The 21,209-nt window shown below is 68.7% G+C and carries 18 protein-coding genes and 1 tRNA gene; 5 read left to right on the top strand and 14 right to left on the bottom strand.

Going from position 1 to position 21,209, the window contains the following annotated elements:
• Positions 1 to 28: 28 nt before the first annotated feature.
• The gene (gene hrpB, locus ASE34_RS04480; protein WP_056276950.1) at positions 29 to 2,581 is read left to right on the top strand and encodes an ATP-dependent helicase HrpB; all 2,553 of its coding nucleotides are present in this window, start codon (positions 29 to 31) and stop codon (positions 2,579 to 2,581) included.
• A gap of 7 nt (positions 2,582 to 2,588) precedes the next feature.
• On the opposite strand, the gene ASE34_RS04475 is transcribed toward hrpB, so the two are convergent.
• The 5 genes from ASE34_RS04475 to ASE34_RS04455 form a co-directional block, all read right to left on the bottom strand.
• A complete protein-coding gene (locus tag ASE34_RS04475) occupies positions 2,589 to 3,323 on the bottom strand; it encodes an ABC transporter permease (protein ID WP_056276947.1) in 735 nt (244 codons plus the stop codon).
• Entirely contained in the window at positions 3,320 to 4,096 is a 777-nt protein-coding gene (locus tag ASE34_RS04470; protein ID WP_157538082.1) for an ABC transporter ATP-binding protein, read from the bottom strand. The genes ASE34_RS04475 and ASE34_RS04470 overlap by 4 nt, the downstream gene beginning before the upstream one ends.
• 96 nt (positions 4,097 to 4,192) lie before the next feature.
• Positions 4,193 to 4,789, bottom strand: a complete 597-nt coding sequence (locus ASE34_RS04465; protein ID WP_056276946.1) for a TetR family transcriptional regulator — start codon at positions 4,787 to 4,789, stop codon at positions 4,193 to 4,195.
• Positions 4,790 to 4,823: 34 nt separating this feature from the next.
• Positions 4,824 to 5,576 (bottom strand): AAA family ATPase, encoded by a 753-nt coding sequence (locus ASE34_RS04460; protein ID WP_056276942.1) that lies wholly within the window; start codon positions 5,574 to 5,576, stop codon positions 4,824 to 4,826.
• A 52-nt stretch (positions 5,577 to 5,628) separates the two neighbouring features.
• Positions 5,629 to 7,122, bottom strand: coding sequence for an L-serine ammonia-lyase, iron-sulfur-dependent, subunit alpha (locus ASE34_RS04455; protein ID WP_056276939.1), 1,494 nt, complete (start codon positions 7,120 to 7,122; stop codon positions 5,629 to 5,631).
• A gap of 16 nt (positions 7,123 to 7,138) precedes the next feature.
• Here ASE34_RS04455 and ASE34_RS04450 point away from each other — a divergent pair, with 16 nt between their 5' ends.
• Entirely contained in the window at positions 7,139 to 7,558 is a 420-nt protein-coding gene (locus ASE34_RS04450; RefSeq protein ID WP_230101258.1) for a hypothetical protein, read from the top strand.
• A gap of 76 nt (positions 7,559 to 7,634) precedes the next feature.
• On the opposite strand, the gene ASE34_RS04445 is transcribed toward ASE34_RS04450, so the two are convergent.
• Entirely contained in the window at positions 7,635 to 9,365 is a 1,731-nt protein-coding gene (locus ASE34_RS04445) for an L-aspartate oxidase (RefSeq protein ID WP_056276936.1), read from the bottom strand.
• A 71-nt stretch (positions 9,366 to 9,436) separates the two neighbouring features.
• On the opposite strand from ASE34_RS04445, the gene ASE34_RS04440 reads away from it, so the two are divergent.
• Positions 9,437 to 10,369, top strand: coding sequence for a LysR family transcriptional regulator (locus ASE34_RS04440; RefSeq protein WP_056276933.1), 933 nt, complete (start codon positions 9,437 to 9,439; stop codon positions 10,367 to 10,369).
• Between the two features lie 6 nt (positions 10,370 to 10,375).
• Here ASE34_RS04440 and ASE34_RS04435 read toward each other — a convergent pair whose 3' ends face one another.
• The 5 genes from ASE34_RS04435 to ASE34_RS04415 all read right to left on the bottom strand — a co-directional run bounded on the left by ASE34_RS04435 (position 10,376) and on the right by ASE34_RS04415 (position 17,228).
• Positions 10,376 to 11,422, bottom strand: coding sequence for a family 43 glycosylhydrolase (locus tag ASE34_RS04435; protein ID WP_056276930.1), 1,047 nt, complete (start codon positions 11,420 to 11,422; stop codon positions 10,376 to 10,378).
• The gene (locus tag ASE34_RS04430) at positions 11,419 to 14,043 is read right to left on the bottom strand and encodes an alpha-L-rhamnosidase (RefSeq protein ID WP_082586502.1); all 2,625 of its coding nucleotides are present in this window, start codon (positions 14,041 to 14,043) and stop codon (positions 11,419 to 11,421) included. The genes ASE34_RS04435 and ASE34_RS04430 overlap by 4 nt, the downstream gene beginning before the upstream one ends.
• Before the next feature lies 1 nt (position 14,044).
• Positions 14,045 to 14,950 (bottom strand): carbohydrate ABC transporter permease, encoded by a 906-nt coding sequence (locus ASE34_RS04425; RefSeq protein ID WP_230101259.1) that lies wholly within the window; start codon positions 14,948 to 14,950, stop codon positions 14,045 to 14,047.
• Between the two features lie 4 nt (positions 14,951 to 14,954).
• Positions 14,955 to 15,839 carry a carbohydrate ABC transporter permease gene (locus tag ASE34_RS04420; RefSeq protein WP_053098799.1) on the bottom strand — a complete coding sequence of 295 codons (885 nt, stop codon included), beginning with the start codon at positions 15,837 to 15,839 and terminating at the stop codon, positions 14,955 to 14,957.
• Between the two features lie 63 nt (positions 15,840 to 15,902).
• Positions 15,903 to 17,228, bottom strand: coding sequence for an ABC transporter substrate-binding protein (locus ASE34_RS04415; protein WP_230101260.1), 1,326 nt, complete (start codon positions 17,226 to 17,228; stop codon positions 15,903 to 15,905).
• Between the two features lie 168 nt (positions 17,229 to 17,396).
• On the opposite strand from ASE34_RS04415, the gene ASE34_RS04410 reads away from it, so the two are divergent.
• Positions 17,397 to 18,443 carry a LacI family DNA-binding transcriptional regulator gene (locus ASE34_RS04410; RefSeq protein ID WP_230101261.1) on the top strand — a complete coding sequence of 349 codons (1,047 nt, stop codon included), beginning with the start codon at positions 17,397 to 17,399 and terminating at the stop codon, positions 18,441 to 18,443.
• Between the two features lie 203 nt (positions 18,444 to 18,646).
• Here ASE34_RS04410 and ASE34_RS04405 read toward each other — a convergent pair.
• Positions 18,647 to 18,719, bottom strand: a tRNA-Arg gene (locus tag ASE34_RS04405).
• A 66-nt stretch (positions 18,720 to 18,785) separates the two neighbouring features.
• Complete coding sequence (locus tag ASE34_RS04400) at positions 18,786 to 19,367, bottom strand: hypothetical protein (RefSeq protein WP_056276922.1); 582 nt, start codon at positions 19,365 to 19,367, stop codon at positions 18,786 to 18,788.
• Positions 19,368 to 19,495: 128 nt separating this feature from the next.
• Here ASE34_RS04400 and ASE34_RS04395 point away from each other — a divergent pair, with 128 nt between their 5' ends.
• Positions 19,496 to 20,335, top strand: coding sequence for an SDR family NAD(P)-dependent oxidoreductase (locus ASE34_RS04395; RefSeq protein ID WP_056276919.1), 840 nt, complete (start codon positions 19,496 to 19,498; stop codon positions 20,333 to 20,335).
• 1 nt (position 20,336) lies between these two features.
• Here the strand turns inward: ASE34_RS04395 and ASE34_RS04390 are convergent, their stop codons facing one another.
• Positions 20,337 to 21,200 carry a hypothetical protein gene (locus tag ASE34_RS04390; RefSeq protein WP_230101003.1) on the bottom strand — a complete coding sequence of 288 codons (864 nt, stop codon included), beginning with the start codon at positions 21,198 to 21,200 and terminating at the stop codon, positions 20,337 to 20,339.
• Positions 21,201 to 21,209: the final 9 nt, after the last annotated feature.

The raw sequence follows: 21,209 nt of genomic DNA, 5'->3' as shown, positions 1-21,209 counted from the left end.
GACTCCGGAGACCAGGCAGACTGAGGGAATGACTGCCGCCCCCTTCGACCTCGCCGCCATCGGCGCCGGGCTCTCGTTCGCGGCCGCGCTGGACGAACTCGGGGCCGCGCTCGACGGGAGCGGAGCAGTGGTCGTGAGCGCCCCGCCCGGCACGGGCAAGACCACTCTCGTGCCGCCGCTGCTGGCGTCACGGTCGTCCGGGCGCGTGATCGTCACCCAGCCTCGCCGCGTCGCGGCTCGCGCCGCAGCCCGCCGCCTCGCTCATCTCGACGGCTCGGCGCTCGGCACCCGCGTGGGCTTCACCGTGCGCGGCGAGCGCTCGGCAGGTGCGGCGACCCGCATCGAGTTCGTCACCGCCGGAGTGCTGCTGCGTCGCATGATCGACGACCCCGGCCTCGACGGTGTGGATGCCGTCATCCTCGACGAGGTGCACGAGCGCGCACTCGAGACCGACCTGCTGATCGGCCTGCTCTCGGAGGTCCGCGAGCTGCGCGACGACCTCGTGGTCGTCGCCATGTCGGCGACGCTGGATGCCGCGCGCATCGCCTCCGTCCTCGGCACCGACGACCTGCCCGCGCCGATCGTCGACCACGCTGTGCCGGCGTTCCCTCTCACCGAGCGCTGGGCTCCCAGCCCGACGCCGCGCCTCGATGAGCGCGGTGTCACCTCGGGCTTCCTCGACCACGTCGCACGCACGACGACAGCGGCCGCACTCGAGCTGGTCCGCGAGAACCCTCGGGCCGATGTGCTGGTGTTCGCCCCGGGCGCGCGGGAGGTGTCGGAGATCGCCCGCCGCATCCGCGACGCGAGCGCGGCGTTCGACGTGCGAGAGCTGCACGGTCAGATCCCCGCGGCGGAGCAGGATGCCGTGATCCGCGGGCGTCGACCGGATGAGCCTCCGCGCATCATCGTGACGACCTCGCTCGCGGAGTCGTCGCTCACCGTGCCCGGAGTGCGCCTCGTCGTCGACAGCTGTCTGTCGCGGCATCCGCAGCGTGATGCCGCCCGCGGCATGACGGGCCTGGTCACGACTGCCGCGTCGCGCTCGTCATGCGTGCAGCGCGCCGGTCGCGCCACGCGCCAGGGACCGGGCGTCGTCATCCGCTGCGTCGACGAACGCACCTATGCGGCCGCCCCGGCCCGCCCGGCACCCGAGATCGCGGTGACCGACCTCGCGGATGCCGCCCTGCTGCTCGCCTGCTGGGGTGCCCCGGGTGCAGAAGGCCTGCGCATGCTCGACCCGCCGCCCCGAGACAACCTGGCCGATGCCGTCTCGGTGCTGCGCGGTCTCGGCGCGATCGACGACGAGGGCCGCGCCACGGCCGAGGGTCGAGCTCTCGCCCGGATCCCCGCCGACCCCCGGCTCGCCCGCGCTCTCCGTGACGGCGGCCCGGTCGTCGGCAGCCGTCTCGCCGCAGAGGTCGTCGCCGTGCTCGGCGGCGACCTGCGCATCGCCGAGGCCGACGTCGCACAGGCGCTCATCACCCTGCGCGGCGGACGGACACCGGACGCTCGCCGCTGGCGTGACGACGCGAGCCGCCTCGAGCGCATGGTCGCTCCGGCGAGGGACGTGCGATCGAGTCTCGACGGCGTCGGACTCGTGATCGCACTCGCATTCCCCGACCGGATCGCGCATCGCGTCGAGCGCACCGCCGACGGAGCGGTCTTCCTCCTGGCATCCGGAACCCGTGCCGGAGTCACCGGCCCGCTCGCCGCAGTCGAGTGGCTCGCGGTCGCCGACGTCGCGCGGGCCACGGCCCGAGTGGCGGCCGGGTCAGGCGCGATCATCCGATCCGCGGCTGTGCTCACGGAAGCCCAGATGGAACGCGCTGCGAGCCACCTGCTGACCGACCGAGTCGAGGCGGAGTTCACGGGAGGTCGCGTCCAGGCGCGCCGTGAGCGCCGCGTCGGTGCGATCCTGCGTTCGTCCTCGCCCGTGCGACCCTCTGCTCGAGAGGGGCGGGATGCCGTGCGCCGCGCGATCCTGCGCGACGGGCTCGGCATGTTCGCCTGGTCGGATGCCGCGACCGCGTTCCGACGCCGATTGGCCCTGCTGCGGCGAGAGCTCGGCGGCCCGTGGCCCGACGTGTCGGATGCCGGGCTGCTCGGCACTCTCGATGACTGGCTCGCTCCCGAGCTCGACACCCTGGCGGGCGGCACCCCCGCAGCGCGAGTGGATCTGTCCTCGGCTCTGCGTCGACTGCTGCCCTGGCCCGAGGCGGCGCGCCTCGAGGAGCTCGCACCCGAGCGCCTCGCGGTGCCGAGCGGATCCCGTATCCGCATCACCTACCCCGACCCGGACGACACCTCGGCACCCCCGGTCGTCGCTGTGAAGCTGCAGGAGTGCTTCGGCTGGGCCGAGACCCCTCGACTGGTCGACGGACGCGTGCCGGTGCTGTTCCACCTGCTGTCGCCCGCGGGGCGCCCTCTCGCGGTCACCGACGACCTCGCCTCGTTCTGGTCGGGCCCCTATGCCCAGGTTCGCGCGGAGATGCGAGGGCGCTACCCGAGGCATCCCTGGCCGGAGGACCCGTGGGCGGCCGTGCCCACGAAGCACACCAAGAACCGCGCCGCGCGCTGACCCTGCCTCACGCGGTGCGACGTCGCAGGGTCAGCGATGCGAGGACGAGCGCTCCGACTCCGAAGGCGACGACGACCAGCAGGGGTCTGTACACGTCCCACCCCTCGTCGCCGGCCGTGACGGCGTTGATCGTGTCGATCGCATAGCTCAGGGGCAGCCAGTCCGAGATGGCGTACAGCACGTCGGGCATCTGATCGCGCGGCATGAAGAGCCCGCCGAGGATGATCTGCGGGAAGACGAGCAGCGGCATGAACTGCACCGCCTGGAACTCGGTCTGCGCGAAGGCGCTCGCGAGGAGCCCAAGCGCGGTGCCCAGGAGAGCGTCGACGACGGCGACGAGCCCGAGCTGCCAGAGCTCACCGTCGACGTCGAGCCCGCAGACGCCGACCGCGAACGACACGGTGATGATCGCCTGCAGCAGCGCCATCAGCCCGAACGCCAGGGCATAGCCGAGAATGAAGTCGGCCTTGCCGAGCGGAGTGGTCATCAGACGTTCGAGGGTGCCGGAGCGTCGCTCCCGCAGAGTGGTGATCGAGGTGATCAGGAACATCACGATGAACGGGAACAGCGCGAGGATCGCTCCCCCGAACTGATCGAACACGCCGTCCTGATCGCTGAAGAGCCACGCGAAGAGTCCGACCAGCAGGCTCGGCGCGATCAGCATCAGCGCGATCGAGCGAGGATCGTGCCGCAGCTGTCCGAGCACCCGGGCGGCGGTGGCGAGCATCCGACCGCCGTTCATTCCGAGGCCTCCCGCCGTGCGCGCCGGGTGCTGCCCGCCGCTGGACCCCCGGTCGCTCGGCTGTCCCGCTCGATCAGGGCGAGGAACGCCGCCTCGGGCTCCGTCGTGCCCGTGTCGGCGAGGAGTCCGGCTGGGTCCGTGTCGGCGATGATCCGCCCGCCCCGCATCAGCACGAGCCGATCGCATCGCAGCGCCTCGTCCATCACGTGACTCGAGACGATCATGGTGACGCCGCGCGCGGCGAGGCCGCGGAACAGGTCCCACAGTTCGGCGCGCAGCACGGGGTCGAGGCCGACCGTGGGTTCGTCGAGAACGATGAGCTCGGGGGATCCGATCAGTGCCATCCCCAGCGAGATGCGCGTCGCCTGGCCACCGCTGAGCGAGTCGACGAGCTGGGCGGCCTGCGCCCGAAGCCCGACCTCGTCGAGCACCCGGTCGACGTCGCCCTTCGGTGCTTTCAGCACCGCCGCGAAGTACGAGAGGTTCTGCCGGACGGTGAGATCGCCGTACACGGCGGCACCCTGTGTTCCGTACGCCACCCGATGACGCAGCCGCGGCGATCCGCCCGGTTCTCCCAGCACCGTCACCATGCCGGCGGTGATCCGCTGCACACCCACGATCGCGCGCATCAGCGTGGTCTTGCCACATCCCGAGGGACCCAGCAAGCCGGTGATCTCGCCCCGGGGGATCACCAGGTCGACACCGTCGAAGACCTGCGTCCTTCCCCGTCGCACTCGCAGCCCCGAGATCTCGACCGCCGCGTTATTCATCATGTGATGAATTATGCGCCGCGCGAGTCGCGGGGTCAACGGGTACTCGTGCCCGAAGCCGAGGCGGGATGCAGGCGGCAGTGCGGCGCGTGGCCCGCGCTATTCGAAGAGGTAGCGCTGCACGGTCGGTCCGACCCGCAAGACGATGTCATCGACGGATGCCGCGGCGATCGGCGCGAGCCGCAGCACGTAGCGCGTGAGCAGCAGGCCGGCGATCTGCGAGGCGACGAGTGTGGCGCGCAGCTCGGCATCCGCGACGCCGAGCGTCTTCGCGATCCGGCCGATGAGTTCGCGAGAGAGGAACCCCGCGAGAAGGGGCGTGGTGAGCCGGCTGCCGATCGCCGTCCGAATGAGCATGACGCCGCGGCGACGGATGTCGGGCTGCTCGAAGGCCTCGAGCACGTACCGCACGAGACGCTCGCCGACGGCGTCACGCGGACCCGCGACGATGGCCGGCACGTCGATGTCGGGGCGCAGCGGAATGCCGACCGCCTCAGCGAAGAGGTCTGCCTTCGTGCCGAAGTAGTGGTGCACGAGCGCCGAGTCGACGTCGGCACGAGCCGCGATCGAGCGCACCGTCGTGCCGTCGTATCCGTGCTCGCCGAACTCGTCGACTGCGGCGGCGATGATGCGTTCGCGCGCATCGGACACGCCACGCGGACGCCCGCGCTTCTTGGGCGCACGCTGCTCGGTCATGGCGCCAGCCTACGACCAGATCTGCGCGCTCCCCTCAGTCGAGCAGATGCCGCAGGTACCGCGGCGGGTCCTGCAGGAACGACCGCCAGTGGTTCACCAGCTCGAGGTCGTTCCACTCGGCGGGACGGATGCCCCACTCCCCCACTTCGAGGATGCGAGCTCCCGGCAGCGCGGCGAGCACCGGCGAGTGCGTCGCGCACAGCACCTGACCTCCGTCGTCGACGATGCGCTGCAGCACCGCGATCAGGGCGAGGGTGGACTGGAACGAGAGCGCTGCCTCTGGCTCGTCGAGACAGTAGAAGCCGGGTTCATCGAATCGGCTGTCGAGCAGAGCGAGGAAGGACTCGCCGTGGCTCATCTCGTGGAACGCCACGTCGCCCCTCGCGGAGGGATTCTCTTCGAGGTAGGTGTAGAACGAGTGCATGGTCTCGGCTCGCAGGAAGAATCCCCAGCGGTTGGCTCCGACTCCGCGCTGCAGCTGCAGCCACTCCGACAGCGGCGACTCGCTGGGGCGCGTGCTGTGCATCGCCTGGCGGGACCCTCCCTCGGGCGAGAGCCCGTAGGCGACGGCGATGCCCTCGACGATCGTCGACTTGCCGCTGCCGTTCTCGCCGACGAGGAAGGTCACCCCGGGAGCGAGATCGATGCCTTCCTCGAGCACCTGGGCGACGGCGGGAATGGTGGTCGGCCACATGCGGCCGGAATCCGGCGCGTCACCATTCGCGCGCACGGCGACGATGGGCTGCTCCCGCCGCCTGCGACTGCCCGGGGTCCAGATCGATTCCATGCGCGCCTCCTCAGAGGAGGCTATCCGCAGCCACCGACGCGCTCGGAGTGACTCAGCACTCGATGACGTTGACCGCGAGACCACCCTCGCTGGTCTCCTTGTACTTGGTCGACATGTCGATTCCGGTCTGGCGCATCGTCTCGACCACCGCGTCGAGGGAGACGTAGTGGCTGCCGTCGCCGCGCAGCGCCAGACGGGCGGCAGTGACCGCCGTCGACGCGGCGATCGCATTGCGCTCGATGCACGGAATCTGCACGAGGCCGCCGATCGGATCGCAGGTGAGCCCGAGGTGGTGCTCCATCGCGATCTCGGCGGCGTTCTCGATCTGCCGGTTGGTGCCGCCCATCACGGCGGTGAGCCCTCCGGCAGCCATCGCGCAGGCCGAGCCGACCTCGGCCTGGCAGCCGCCCTCGGCCCCCGAGATCGAGGCGTTGGCCTTGAACAGCGAGCCCAGTGCCGTGGCCGTGAGGAGGAACCGACGGATGCCACGGCGGCGGTTCGCGTCGGCGACGGCGTCATCGTCCTCGGCCTGCGCCGCCTCGATCGCCCGCGTGCCGTCGAAGCCGAGCAGCGCACTGCCGACGAGTTCTCCGTACGGCGTCACGGCATTGCCCGCACCGAGGCCCGAGTCCGCCAGGAACCGCCACCAGTACATCGCGACGGCGGGAAGGATGCCGGCGGCGCCGTTGGTCGGCGCCGTGACGACGCGACCGCCCGCCGCGTTCTCTTCGTTGACCGCGAGCGCGAAGGCACCGAGCCACTCTCCCGGTAGCTCGCGATGACCGTCGGCCTCCGCCTCCTCGAGCTGCGCGCGGATCATGCTCGCCCGCCTCTTGACCTTGAGCATCCCCGGCAGGACGCCGTCCGAGTGCAGTCCGTTCTCGACGCACGCAGCCATGGCGTCCCAGATCGCATCGAGTCCGGCGGCGACCTCTTCTTCCGAGCGCTCAGCGGTCTCGTTGAGTCGCGCGATCTCGGCGATCGACAGTCCGTGCTCGTCGCACAGTGCGAGCAGCGACGCGGCGTCGGCATACGAGTAGGGCAGTGGGGCCGAGGCGAGCTTCGCCTCCTCGCCGTCCCGGCGGATGAACCCGCCGCCGACGGAGTAATAGGTCTCTTCGGCGACGACACCGCCGGCATCGTCCCGGGCGGTGATGGTCATCGCGTTCGGATGACCGGGCAGCCGGGTTCGCGGCTCGAAGACGATGTCGGCCTTCGAGAGCGGGATCTCATGGACCCCGTCGACGCGCACCGTGGCGCCGTCGCGAAGGTCGGTCCAGGCGGCGCGCACGTCGGCCGGGTCGCAGCTCTCCGGCGACAGCCCGCGAAGGCCCGCGACGACCGCATCCGGCGTGCCGTGACCGATTCCGGTGGCGCCGAGAGAGCCGTACAGCGTGCATGCGATGCGGGCGACGCGATCGAGAGCTCCGGACGAGCGCAGGCGCTGAGCGAACGCGAGGGCCGCCCGCATCGGCCCGACCGTGTGGGAGCTCGAGGGGCCCACTCCGATGGAGAAGAGATCGAAGGCCGAGACGTACGCTGTCACCTCTTCAGCCTACGTCGTGCGCAGGAAGACGGACGCTCCGGAGGCTGTCGTCAAGGCCCTTCTCGCCTCGCAGCCGCTGACGGATGCTGGGGGTGCACTCGATGCGAAAGGGACGATCATGACGAACAGCACGCCCGAGCAGGACCCGACCTCCGGCCTCGACCCCGAGGCCCAGACCCCCACTCCCACGCCCTCGTCCGGCGATGCCGGCGAGTTCAAGGAACCGGCGAACACCGCCGAGAAGCCGGCGGAGGCGGAGTCCCCCGAAGACGCGGATCCGTCGGAGGTTCCGAGCAACGACGAACTCGAAGAGCCGAGCACCGAGAAGGAGCCCTCGGAAGAGCCCAAGGCTCCGTCGCGAAACGACCCCGAGCCCGACCATGAGGCGGTCGGGATCGGGGTCATCGACGGTCCGGAGACCGACGAGGGCGACTGAGCGACTCCTACCTCGCTCGACCACCCCACCGCTCCCGTCGCGATGCACCCTGCGACGGGAGCGAGTTCGGATGCGGCTATTCGACGAGCTTGCCCTCGGTGTCGACCTCGCGCATGAGCTCGGCGATCTCGGCGGGGATCTCCGGGATCGACTCGCGCGTGACTCCGCCGGTCGGCGACCAGACGAGGTTGACCTGCAGCGTCGGGTCGGTGTCGGGGTAGTCGCTGCGGTTGTGACAGCCGCGCGTCTCCCGACGCTCCAGCGCCGCCTCGAGAGTGGCTCGGGCGGCGAGCGCCGATGCCTTGAGGTCGAAGGCATGCGCGAGATCCTGGAATCCGGCGATGTCCGGGTGGATGCCGATGTCCTCCATCCGCCCCTCGATCATGTCGAGTTCGGCGAGGCCGGCACGGAGTCCGTCCTCCGACCGCACGACACCGGCGTGCTGGGTCATGGTGTTGCGGATCGCGCGCTGCAGAGCTCGCACATTCTCGCGACCGTCGGCCGCGAGAAGGTCGTCGATCTCGGCGCGGGCCTGGGCGACCGCGTCCGCCGAGCGGCGCTGAGCGTCGAGCCCCGCGGCATGCGCCATGGCCGCCTGCCCGACGATGCGCCCGTAGACGAGCAGCTCGATGAGCGAATTGCCGCCGAGGCGGTTGGCTCCGTGCAGGCCGCTCGATGCCTCGCCGATCGCGTAGAGCCCGTCGACGTCGGTCTGGTGGTCGTCGGGACGCACCCACACGCCACCCATCGAGTAGTGCGCGGTGGGCGCGATCTCGATCGGATCGGTCGTGATGTCGAGCATCTGCAACTCCATCATCGTCTGGTAGACGCGGGGCAGACGGGTCATGATCGTCTCGCGCGGCAGATGGGAGACGTCGAGCCAGACGCCGCCGTTCTCGGTGCCCCGTCCTTCGGCGATCTCGGTGTACGCGGCGAGCGCGACACGGTCGCGTGTCGAGAGTTCCATGCGCTCCGGATCGTACTTCGACATGAAGCGCTCACCGAGGGCGTTGCGCAGGATCCCGCCCTCGCCGCGGGCCGCCTCCGAGATCAGGGTCCCGGCGGCGTTCTCGGGCTCGATGATCCCGGACGGGTGGAACTGCACGAGCTCCGGGTCCCGCAGGCGGGCGCCCGCATCGACCGCGAGCCGGAACGAGTCTCCGGTGTTCTCATCCCGTCGTGACGAGGTGCGGCGCCAGATGCGGTTGTGCCCGCCCGCGGCGAGGATCACGGCATCCGCGTGGATGAGGTAGCGCGTGCCGTCCGACTGGTCGAAGCCATAGGCGCCGAAGACGACGTTGTCGCGCACGAGCAGACGCGTGATGTAGACGTGGTCGAGGATCGGCACCTCGAGCTGTTCGGCCTTCGCGACGAGGGTGCGCTGGATCTCGAGACCCGTGTAGTCGCCGGCGAAGGCCGTGCGACGGAAGGTGTGCGCCCCGAAGAACCGCTGCGAGATGCGGCCGTCGTCCTCGCGGGCGAAGTCCATGCCCCAGCGCTCGAGATCCCGGATGCCGCGCTCGGCCCCCTGCGTCACGATCTCGACCGTGTGCGGGTTGGCGAGCAGGTAGCTCTCCTTGATCGTGTCCGCGGCGTGCTGTTGCCAGCTGTCGGCCTCGTCCATGGTGCCCAGAGCGGCGTTGATGCCGCCGGCGGCGAGAGAGGTGTGCGCGTCCTGGCGCGGGCGCTTGCCGACGGCGAGGACGTCGATGCCGTGCTCGGCGACCTCGATCGCCGCCCGCAGCCCGGAGCCGCCGGTGCCGATGACCAGGACCGTGGTGGAGATCTGACGTTCGCGAGTGCTCATGCCTTCCACGCTAAGTACGGTGTCCCGATAACTCCAATGCATTGTTCTACTGGTATCGATACACTGAAAACATGAACCTCGAGCAGCTCCGCGGGTTCGTCGAGGTCGCCCGCCTCGGCCATTTCACCCGTGCCTCCGAGCACCTGCACCTCGCGCAGCCGTCGCTGAGCCGACAGATCTCGACACTCGAACGCGAGCTCGGCGCCGAGCTCTTCCACCGGGCGCGCGGGCACATCGGACTCACCGCCGCCGGAGAGGCCCTGCTCCCCCGCGCTCAGCGCATGCTCGCCGAGTCCGACGCGATCCGCGAGGAGATGGCCGAACTCGCCGGACTCCGCCGTGGCCGCGTGCGACTCGGCGCACCGCCCACCCTCTGCATCAGCCTCGTCGCCGAGGCGATCAGCACCTTCCACGCCGCCCACCCGGGCGTCGACCTGCACCTCACCGAGAGTGGGTCGAGGCTGCTCGTCGATCAGCTGGCCGTGGGTGCCGTCGACATCGCGCTCATCACGGAGTCGGAAGGTCCGCCGCCGTCGGGCTTCAGCCTGACGCGCATGCCGCTGCTGACCGAAGAGCTGGTGGTCGTGTCCGCGGCATCCGAGCCTCCCGTCTCGACCTCCACGGTGATGAGCCTCGCCCACCTCGCCACCCTGCCGCTGATCGCGCTCGACGAGACCTATGAGCTGCGGGCGACGACAGATGCGGCCTTCCGCTCGGCAGGGCTGACCCCGAACTTCGTCCTCGAGGGCGCCGAGATGGACGCGCTGCTCCGCTTCGTCGAACGAGGCGTCGGCGTGGCCGTGGTTCCGGCGATGGTGCTGCTCGATCAGCCGGCGCTGCGGTCGGTCAGGATCTCGCACCCGATGATGAGGCGCACGGTGAGCCTGGCCCACCGTGCGGACGTCACGCCGGCCGTCGCGGTGGCCGCGATGCGTCACGTGATCGTCGGCACGGCCGCTGAGGTCGCCCGCCGAGACCCTGCCATCACGAGCCTGCTCGACTGAGGTCGCTCAGGCGTCCTCGTACTCGTCGGGAGACCACTCGTCGCGCCAGTCGATGATCGGCCGGTCGCCCTCGAATCGGATCGGCAGCCAGACGTAGTCGGCGATCGAGGTGTCGACGTAGGCGAATTCCTCCATCGGCTCGTCGCCGTCCTTCCCCGGTGCGAAATGCTCGATGAACGCCTGTCGCGCGCGGTCGCCGTGCTCGAGATACCGCGGCAGCCACCGATCGGCGACGGCGATATAGAGGTCCTTCTTTCTTGGATGCCGGAACACCGATGAGATCTGGGAGTGGTACGAGGTGCGCGACTCGTCGCCCGGATGCAGGTCGCCGAGCACCTCGAACGGACCGTGATAGCTGCGCGCCACCGCCGACTCGGACGGGTTCGGGTAGTACCCCGTGGTGCCGGAGGTCAGCAGGTAGTGCAGTCCGCCGCGCTGGAAGTGCGCCGGAGCCTCGCGCACGTACGGCGGCTGCGGCTGCGGGAAGTGGGTCGAGTAGTACCCGGTGACATCGGTGTAGTCGCTGGTGAGGTCGGCGCAGATCATCTCGGAATGCACCCGTTCGAAGTAGTAGTACCCCTTGCCGTCGTGCGGATCGACGACCAGATCGAAATCCCCGGCGCTCATGTCGAGCGGACGCAGCCAGGTGCGCTGGATCTCGTACGGACCGAGGATGCTGTCACTGGTGAGCACCGTCGAGCGCTGCACCGATCCCTTCGTCATGACCTTGACCCAGCACACGTACGTGCGGGTCTCGGCGTTGAAGATGATGTGCGGTCGGTCGAGCCCCTGAGTCGGATGCAGCGGTGAGGACTCGTCGTCCTCGTCCGGCGGGATGATGACACCCCGGTCGTCCCAGTTCACGAGGTCGATCGACGAGTAGCACCGCACTCCCCAGTGCCAGATCCCGCTCCCCGGCGTCGAGAACTCCTTGTTCTCGCCGTACCAGTAGTGCACGCCGTCGACGGTGATGACGGATCCGCCGTGGGCGTGGATGCGCTCGCCTTTCGTGTCGAGCCACACCTGCCCCGGCCGGATGTGCTGCTGAGTCATGCTGCTCCCTCGGTCTCGAGAACGGGCTCCGGTCTGCGCCAGCCGAAGAACGGCCGTTCGGGGTCGTCCTCCACGGCGCGGAACGTCGTGGTGAACGAGTGGCGCCCGGGGCCGACGGGGATCTCCTCCGCGGATCCCGGAAGAACGAGCACGCCGACGGATGCCGCGGGCACCTCGACGTCGATGGACAGGCGCTCGCCGTCACGCCGCCACGCGATCGACGCCGTGCCGCGAACGCTGTCGTACCGCGCACTCGCGTGCTCGAGACGACCGCCCGGCTGCGGCTCGAAGCGGATCCTCTCCCACCCGGGCGCATCCGCCGCGAGCCCCGCGACCACCCGGTGCAGGAAGTCGGCGACGGCTCCGAGCGCGTAGTGGTTGAACGACGTCATGTCGCCGGGGTTGATGGATCCGTCCGGCAGCATGCTGTCCCAGCGCTCCCAGATCGTCGTCGCGCCCATGCTGACCGGATACAGCCAAGACGGCAGCTCGTCCTGCAGCAGCAGGTGATAGGCGTAGTCCATGCTCCCGGCGCGCACCAGCGCATCGCAGATGATCGGGGTGCCGACGAAACCGGTCGAGATGTGGAAGCCGCCCGCTCCGACGAGCTCCTGCAGCCGCGAACCGGCCCGCCGCACCTGCTCCTCGTTCTCGAAGAGCTCGAACACCAGCGCGACGGCGATCGAGGTCGGAGTGTCGCTGACCACGCGGCCGCTGTCGCTGAGGAATTCATCCTGGAAGGCCCCGGACGCTCGTTCGGCGACACCGCGATAGTGCGCGGCATCCGCCTCCTCGCCGAGCAGAGCAGCAGCGTCGGCCACGATGCGCGCCGTGCGCACGTGATAGGCCGTCGCGACCAGGTATTTGTCGGTGTGGGACTTGCCGGGGTCCTCCGGTGGTGCGGTCGGGTCGAGCCAGTCGCCCAGCTGGAAGCCGGTGTTCCAGAGTCCTGTGTGATCGGTGAGCTCGTCGACCAGGTCGACCCAGGCGCGCATGCTCGGGTACTGGTCGGAGAGGATCCGGATGTCGCCGTCGTTGCGGTACATCTCCCACGGCACGATCACGGCCGCATCGCCCCACGCGGCCGTCGGGAAGTTCGGGAAGCCGCACTCGACCCACGGTACGAAGTTGGGTACGTGCCCCTGATCAGCCTGCTCGACAGCGAGGTCGCGCAGCCATCCGGTGAGAGTGCCGTGGGCCGCGAACAGGCGCAGCGCGGTGGGCGCGAACACCTGGATGTCGCCGGTCCACCCCACGCGCTCGTCACGCTGCGGGCAGTCGGTCGGCAGATCGACGAAGTTGTCGCGCATGCTCCACACGACGTTCGAGTGCAGCCTGTCGAGCCCGTCGTTCGACGACTCGAACCAGCCGGTGCGCCGCATGCCGGTGTGGATCACCACCGCCTCGACGTCTCCGTCGCGGAGCTCGCCCGGCCAGTTCTCGAGCTCGGCGTACTGGAAGCCGTGGATCGTGAAGCGAGGGGTGTAGATCTCCTCACCCGAACCCGCGGCGGTGTAGCTGTCGACCGATGTCGCCGCCCGGAGCGGACGGATGCCGAGTTCGCCGTTCTCGATGACCTCCGCGTGGTGGAGCGTCACGGTGTGACCGGCATCCGCTCGCACCCGGATACGGAGCACCCCCGAGATGTTCTGACCGAAGTCGAGACGGATGCGGCCGCTCGGCTGACGCTCGACCGTGACCGGGCGCAGCGTCTCGGTCTCCTGCACCGGCAGAGCGGTCGGCGGTTCGATCGCCGCCGGGAAATCGGTTCGGGGCAACATGGCCGCCGGACTCCAGCTGGAGGCGTCGAATCCCGGCGCGGACCAGCCGTCCTCCGTCAACCGCGCATCGAAGCTCTCGCCCTCATACAACCCGACCGCGGTGATCGGCGACGGCGCCGTGAGCCACTCGAGGGCCACCTGTCGAGTGACACCGTCCGCCGTGGTGACCTCGAGCTGCGCGAGCAGCGCGACATCCGATCCGTAGATGTCCCACACGCCCCCGTCGAACCCGATGTGGCCGCGGTACCAGCCGTCGGCGAGCCATGCGCCGATCACGTTCTCTCCGGCACGAAGCGCCGCGGTGACGTCGTGCGTCTGGTAGCGCAGACGATGGCCATAGCTCGTCCACCCCGGTGCGAGCACGTCGTCCCCGACACGCTCACCGTTGACCTCGAGCTCGTACACGCCGTGCGCCGTGGAGTGGATCCGGGCCCGCACGATGTCGCCGGGCAGTGCACCCTCGGCGATGGCAGCCCGCAGCAGATACGCGGGCCGCGGTGCCGTGCGGTCGGCCACGACCGAGGGCGAGACGAAGTCGACCTGCCAGTCGTCACCGAGCCCGGACTCGATCCGCACCGGTTCGCTCCAGGGCCCGGAATCGAGGGCGCGGATGCGCAGGTCTCCCCCGGCGCGTGGCGCGAGAGGCGCGAACGGCCAGGCGACGCGCTGCGTCGACGTCGTGCGCTCGGCGCGCACCGTTCGGTCGTCGGCGACGAACTCCAGTTCGAAGGCGTCGGCCGCAGCATCCGCCACGAAGGAGATCCGCGGTTCGGCTTCGCCGATGCCGAGGGTCTTGCCTCCGCGCCTGTTCTCCAGCCAGATCTCGATGATGTTCGTCATGTCAGCCCTTCACCGATCCGGCGGTCAGGCCCTTCATGACCTGCTGGTTGAGGAACACGTAGATGAGCAGCGTCCCGAGCACGTTGACCGAGATCGCGGCGAAGGTCGGCCCGTACTGCACCGCTCCGTACTCTCCGGTGAAGTTGAGCAATCCGACCTGGATCGTGCGCAGGTCGCTGCTGTTGGTGAACGTCAGGGCGATGAGCAGGTCGTTCCAGAGGAAGAAGAACTGCACGAGACCGATCGTGAACAGGGCGTTCTTTACCAGCGGGAGGCCGATCGAGAAGAACGAACGGAAGATGGATGCGCCGTCGAGTGTCGAAGCCTCGAAGATCTCCCGAGGCACCGAGCGGAAGAAGGTCGCCATCATGAACACGGTCAACGGCATCCCCAGCGCCACGTAGGTGATGATGAGCGGCCACAGCGTGCCGGTCATGTTCGTGCGGAAGTAGATCGTGAACAGCGGCAGCAGGATCATCTGCGCAGGCACCATGATGCCCGCGAGGAAGAGCAGCAGCACCGTGCCGCGCCCCTTCCAGACCATGACCTCGAGCGCGAAGCCGGCTGCGGTGCCGAAGACCAGGATGATCGCCAGCGACGGGAACACTGCGACGACGCTGTTGAGGATGTACTTGCCGAACTCGCCGGTGGTGAACACCTCGATGTAGTTGACGATGTCCCACGACTGCGGCAGAGCCCAGAACGGCTCGTTGAGGAACTCGTTCTGCGTCTTGAACGACCCGAGCAGCATCCACAGGATCGGATAGACCTCGACGATGAGCAGCACGGCGATGAGCAGCCGGATCGGCAGCCGTCGGAAGAAGTCTCTGGCGCCTCGACGGTTCGGATCGACGTCGCGGCGGGTGGGCAGCGGGGTGCCCGTGACGATGGCGGTTGTCGCACTCACTGGTTCAGTCCTTCGTCAGATCGCGGCGGGTGGAGCGGAAGATGAAGACCGTGAACAGCAGGCACAGGATCGTCAGCATGAGGGCGATCGTGCTCCCGTACCCGTAGTCGCCGTAGGCGAACGAGGTGCGGAACATGTACAGGGTCAGCGGCGTGGTCGCGTTGCCGGGTCCGCCGTTGGTCAGCGCCACGACCGTGTCGAAGACCTTCAGCGTGCCGTTGATGCTGAAGATGATCGATGACAGCAGCACGGGCAGCGACAGCGGCAGGACGATCGTGCGGATGAGCTTCCAGCCGGATGCCCCGTCGATGCGCGCCGATTCGATGAGCTCGTCAGGGATGTCGACGAGTCCGGCGTACAGCAGCACGGCATAGAAGCCCATCGACCGCCAGAGGTCCATCGCGATGATCACCCAGAAGGAGGCGTCAGGAGTGCCGAACCAGTCGAGGTTCTGCCCGCCGAGGATCCCGAGGAACGAGTTCACCGGTCCGACGGTCGGCGCGGCCTCGAACAGTCGCTGGAACAGCAGCGCGACCGCCACCGTGGGGAGTACCACGGGGAAGAACACGATCGTGCGGATGATCCCCGATCCCTTGCGCAGCCAGAAGACGTACATCAGAGAGAGCAGATAGCCCACGATCACCTGCAGGGCGGTGAGGATGAGCGCGTACTTCAGGGTGAAGAAGATCGCGTCCCAGGCGGCGGGGTCCTGGAAGAACTTGGTGAAATTGTCGAACCCGTTGAAGGTGAAGCCCGTGATGGGGTTGCCGTCCTGCACCGTGTAGAACAGCGACCACACGATCGGGACGAGCATGACGAGGGAGTAGACGAGCAGCGCGGGTCCGAGCAGGACGAAGATGGCGCGCTTGTCACCGAGGACTTTGTGCATGGTGGATCTCCTGATGCGACGAGGACGGTCTCGGGGCGGGCGGATGCCCGCCCCGAGAGTGGGTCAGCCTTCGTCGTTGGCGGCCTGGACGAGCGTCATGAACTCTTCGCCGGAGAGGCTGCCGTTGGCGAGACCTGCACCGTTGTTCTGGCTGATGCCGGTCGCCTTCGGGGTGAAGAGCGCCTCGAACCAGAGCACGCTCGACGGAGCGTTCGCGATCTCGTCCTGCACGGTCTGCGTCGTGGAGGGCAGATCGGCGGGAGGGTTGTCGACCACGAAGCCCGAGACGACACCGCTCTCGTTCAGCGCCGTGTCGCCGTAGCCCTCAGCGATGCACTTCAGCCACGCGGCCGCTTCATCGTCGTAGTTCTTCTCGGCGAACATCACCGGGATGCCGACGTTGGCCGGGATCTGGTCGATGCTGCCCTCGCCGCCCTCGACTGCGGGGAAGCGCGCGAAGCCGACGTTGTCGACCCCGATCTGGTTCTGCTCCTCGTCGTTGAAGTTCGCCAGCGCCCAGCTGCCCATGTAGTAGAAGGCGGCTTTCCCGCTGAGGAACAGGTTCATCGAGGCGTTGTAGTCGATCGAGCCGACGGCGTCACCGAAGTATCCGGCCTTGCCGAGTTCAGCGACCGCGTCTGCGGCGGCGACGTATTCGGGGTCCGTCAGCTTCGCATCGCCGTCCGCGACCTTCTGGAGTGCGTCGGGGCCGAGCGTGCGAAAGATGTAGTCGCCGACGAGGCGGGTGACGGGCCAGCCGTCCTTGCCCGCGGTGGCGAACGGCTGGACGCCGGCGTCCTTGAGCGTGGCTGCGGCATCGACGAGGTCGTCCCACGTCTCGGGCACCTCGATGTCGTTCTTCTCGAGAAGCTCCTTGTTGTACCAGAACCCCTCGATGTTGAACTCGGTCGGCAGTGCGTACAGCGCACCGTCACCATAGAGCGCCTTGACCGTCGATTCAGCCGCGGGCAGCAGCCGGTCGGAGACGCCCAGGTCGTCGAGTGCCTGGGAGAGGTCGAGAACCTTGCCCCCGTCGATGAACTCCGACATGAGCGCGGGGGTGCCGGCAGCCATCTGCATGTCCGACAGACCGTCCTGACTCGCGAGCAGCTGGAGCTGCTGGTCCCACTGCGTGCCCGAGATGTCATCGGACGTCAGCGGCGCCGCGTCGGCCGCAGCCTTGCACTGGTCGCCGGTGAGGGTCTCGAGCGTGCTGATGATCGTGGTGTTCTCGGTCTGGCCGAGATAGGTGAATTCGCCGGAACCGGCGCCGGACTCGGAGCCCGATCCTCCGGAGCCGCCGGAGCAGGCGGAGAGCGCGAGAGCGCCGACGCCGATGAGCGCGATTGCGGGGGCCAGGCGACGGGCGCGCCTCATTGCTGTGGTCACTGTTCCTCCTTGAAGAGCGACGCCTCTTTTGAAGCGCTTCATTCACACCATGCCATAGAAAAAAAGGCATTGTCAAGAGAGTTACGCATCACAAATGAAGCGCTTCACGAATAGTGATGCTCTAGAGTTGAAGGGCCAGGTCATGGCGACGATGCCGAGGAGGATGACGTGACCGACACTCCCCCGCCCGGGCGCTCGAAGCCCAGCATGGCGGACGTCGCCGCTCACGCGGGAGTCGCCCTCGGCACTGTGTCCAACACCCTCAACAATCCCGAGAAGGTGCGAGAGGCGACCCGCCGCAAGGTGCTGTCATCCATCGCCGAGCTCGGATTCGTCCGCAATGATGCTGCGCGCTCTCTCGCCGCGGGAAACAGCACCTCGGTCGGCCTGGTGCTGGCCGACCTCGGCAACTCCTTCTTCGTCGACATCGCGCGCGGCGCCGAGAGAGCGCTGCGGCGCCACAAGATGGACGTGCTGATCGTCAACTCGGACGTCGACCCCGATCGCGAGGTGCACAACCTCGAGCTGCTCGACCGTTCGCGCGTGGCCGGCATCATCCTCGCCCCTCTCGACACGGCGCTCGCGAAGTCGCCGCACCCCGAGAACCGCACCACTCCGACCGTGCTGGTGAACTTCGAGTCCCCGTCTCTCGCGTACCCGGGGGTCACCGTCGACGAGCGCCACGGCGGGGCGCTCGCCGCATCGCACCTGATCGCGCTCGGGCGCCGACGACTTCTCTTCGTAGGCGGTCCGCGTTTCCTCACGGCCGTCAACCAGCGCTGGGAGGGCGCCGAGCAGGCGACCGCCGCGCACCCCGACGCGCGCATCGAGATCCTCGAGACGCGAGGCGTGAACATCAGGCACGGACGGGATGCCGGACGGCAGATCCTCGCCCGCGGTGCGGGCACCTACGACGCGATCGTCGCGGCATCCGATCTCGTGGCCATCGGCCTCATCCAGATCCTCAACGAGGTGCCCGGATTCTCGGTTCCGAACGACATCGCCATCACCGGCTACGACAACAACCACTTCGCGTCCGAGAGTGCGATCCCGATCAGCACGGTGAGTCAGCCGGGCGAGGAGATGGGCGCCGTCGCAGCAGATCTCCTGCTGGAGCGCATCGCCGACCCCGGTGCGGCGGCGCGCAGCGTCACCCTCGAGCCGCGCCTGCTCCCCCGCACGTCCACCCTCGGCGAGATGTGGCGCAGGGACTGACCTGCAGTCATGTCACCGCTCGCTCGCTGCGACGGAGATCACCCGTGCCGAAGGTCTGAAACTCGCATCCGCTCCTTCGCAGCGTGAGTTCTCCTTCGCTGGACGGGCGTGAGGGCCGAAAAGTGGAGCCGAAGATGGAGACCGAATGGATGCCGGACAACGCAAAACCCCCGCCGCTTTCGCGACGGGGGTTTCAGCTGATGTGCGCCCGAAGGGACTCGAACCCCTAACCTTCTGATCCGTAGTCAGATGCTCTATCCATTGAGCTACGGGCGCTCCTGGACCGCTCAGCGGGCCGTAGAACAGCCTACAACAGACGAGACGCGAAAGCGAAACGAGCGCTCACTCGTCACCGTCGGGCGTGTTCTGCTTGTTCTTCCGCTTCGCTTTCGCACGCTGCAGAGACGACAGCGCCTGCAGGTCGACGAGTCGCAGCGCCTGCATCCGCGCCTCGCGCATCCGGTCGTAATCGGGGTCCTGATCGGGTCGCATGCCCTCGACGCGCAGCCGACGATCGAGGTTGTGCCGCACGTCGGCCCAGGCGCCTTCGCGCGCCTCTTCGACGATGACGCGCAGGGCGGCCTCGTCCTCCATCATGTCGCGCAGCTTGGTCGCGACCCCGTGCGACTGCTTGGCCCTCCGACGCAGGTTGCGCACGTCGCGGTCCCGGTAGTCATGGGTTCCCGAGGGGTCGGAATGGCGACCGCGAGCGCGTTTGCGCAGCTCGGTCAGGTTGCGCTCGACCTCTTCGGACTCCTCGGCCATCGCCCGCAGCGCTTCCCGCGCATCGGCGACGTACTTGTCCGTGTCGAAGACGCCGTTCTCGGCGATCGTGCCGATGAGGATGTGATTCTTCACGGCGAGGCGCGCCGCAGCGGTCGCGATCGCAACGCCTTCGGCGATGGCATCCGCTGTTCGTCCCACCCCTACCTCCTCCCTTCGAGCGTACCGGTATCGCTCGGGGATGCAGTGGGCCAGAATGGATCGGAATCGGGTCTCTCCGACCCGCTCCACGACCGGCTGCTCTCCCGATCGCCGCCAGGAGGGATGCGATGAAGCGTCTCACGCTCACCGGAAGCACGACGGTCATCACGGGCGCTGCGAGCGGGATGGGTGCCGACATCGCCCGGCTGCTCGCTCGCCGACGCGTGCATCTGGCGCTCATCGATCACAACGCCGACGGCCTCGCAGCCATCGCCGCCGAGCTCGCGGGCGCCATCGTCACCACCCATGTGGTCGATCTCCGCGACGACGACGCCGTCTTCGCCACGGCCGCGGAGATCACCGCGGCGCACCCCAGGGTGAATGCTCTGATCACGTGCGCGGGCTCGTCGATGCTCGGCGACCTCGACCAGCTGACCATGGAGGAGATGCGCTGGCTGACGGATGTGAACCTCTGGGGCACGGTGTCGATCACGAAGGCGCTGCTCCCCGCCCTGCGCGCGGCACCGGCCGCCCACATCACTCACCTCGCCAGCGTCTACGCGCTGGCAGCCCCCGCGGGACGCATCCCCTACTCCCTGAGCAAGTTCGCGGTGCGCGGGTTCTCCGAGGCCCTGCGCCACGAACTCGACGGCACCTCGGTGACGGTGGGAGCGGTGTATCCCGCCGGCGTGCGCACGGGCATCATCCTGCACGGACGGTATGCCGCGGCGATCGAGCCGGCCGTCGCCGCGCGAGCCGCGGCCGCCCAGGCGGCGATGTACCACACGGAGCCCGCGGATGCCGCGGCGCTGATCGTGCGCGCGACCGAACGTCGCCGCGCCCGCACGATGGTCGGACGCGAGGCGCGACTGATCGATGTGCTCACCCGCGTCGCCCCGTCGAGCTACTGGCGGGTCATGCGGCGTCCCCTGCGCGAGGCCATCGACACGACGACGCCGATCGCCTGAGTCAGCCGACTGCGCCGACCCAGATCCCGGACGCCCACGCCTGCTGGTCGGCGTCGCACCCGACAGATCCCGGATATCCGCGAACCACCGCCATGCAGTTCGCAAGGAACTCGGCGTCTCCTCCGAACGCGGAGTAGTAGGCATCTGACGACGTCAGGGCGCCCCACACCCGGAATTGGTAGATGTGCGCCAGCTCATGCGCCATCGCCCAGTTCAGTCGGTCGGCACTCCAGTCGACGATGTCGGCGCGGTACTTGATGAAGCCGCCGCTGTTCGCGCACGCCGGCGCGGTCCCTCCCGCACAGGAAGCCGATTCGTAGAGCCCGACCGCCCCGCCGCCGACCTGGTCGAGAGCGGCACGCACGCGCGCGTACCCGTCCGGCCCGCTCGATGCCCACGCGGGGCCCGAGGGAGCGGCGTACTGCGCCGTCTCCCAGCTGCCGATGTCCTGACCCACCTTGTCGATGAGGGCATGCACGGTGGCTGTGGCGGCGACCACGGTCGCCGGGTTCTTGCGCTCGTCGAGCACGGACTGCTGGGCCGACTGCGCGGAGGCCCTGTGTGCCGAGGTGTCGACCTTGCCGACTGCTCCCTCGATCGCCGCAGTCAGCGCCGCGATCTCGTCGACGAACGCGGGCCGCACCTCGAGGACTGCGGCACGCGCTGCGGTGTCCTTCTCGGCGATCGCGATCGATCCGTCGAGGTGGTCCGTGCGCATCTCCGCCGTACGGATCGACTGCGCCAGCGACTGCAGCTCGGCGATCGCCTCTGCCCTGTCCTCGTCCAGGGCCGCGGCGCGACCGACGACGCCCGCAGTCAGCATCACTGCTGCGACGATCGTGACGGAGAGGAACCGCCGGATCACAGAGTTCGC

The sequence above is a fragment of the Microbacterium sp. Root280D1 genome, assembly GCF_001428975.1.
Lineage (GTDB): Bacteria > Actinomycetota > Actinomycetes > Actinomycetales > Microbacteriaceae > Microbacterium.
Note: the sequence above shows the minus strand (reverse complement) of the source record. Positions and strands in the feature narration are given on the sequence as shown.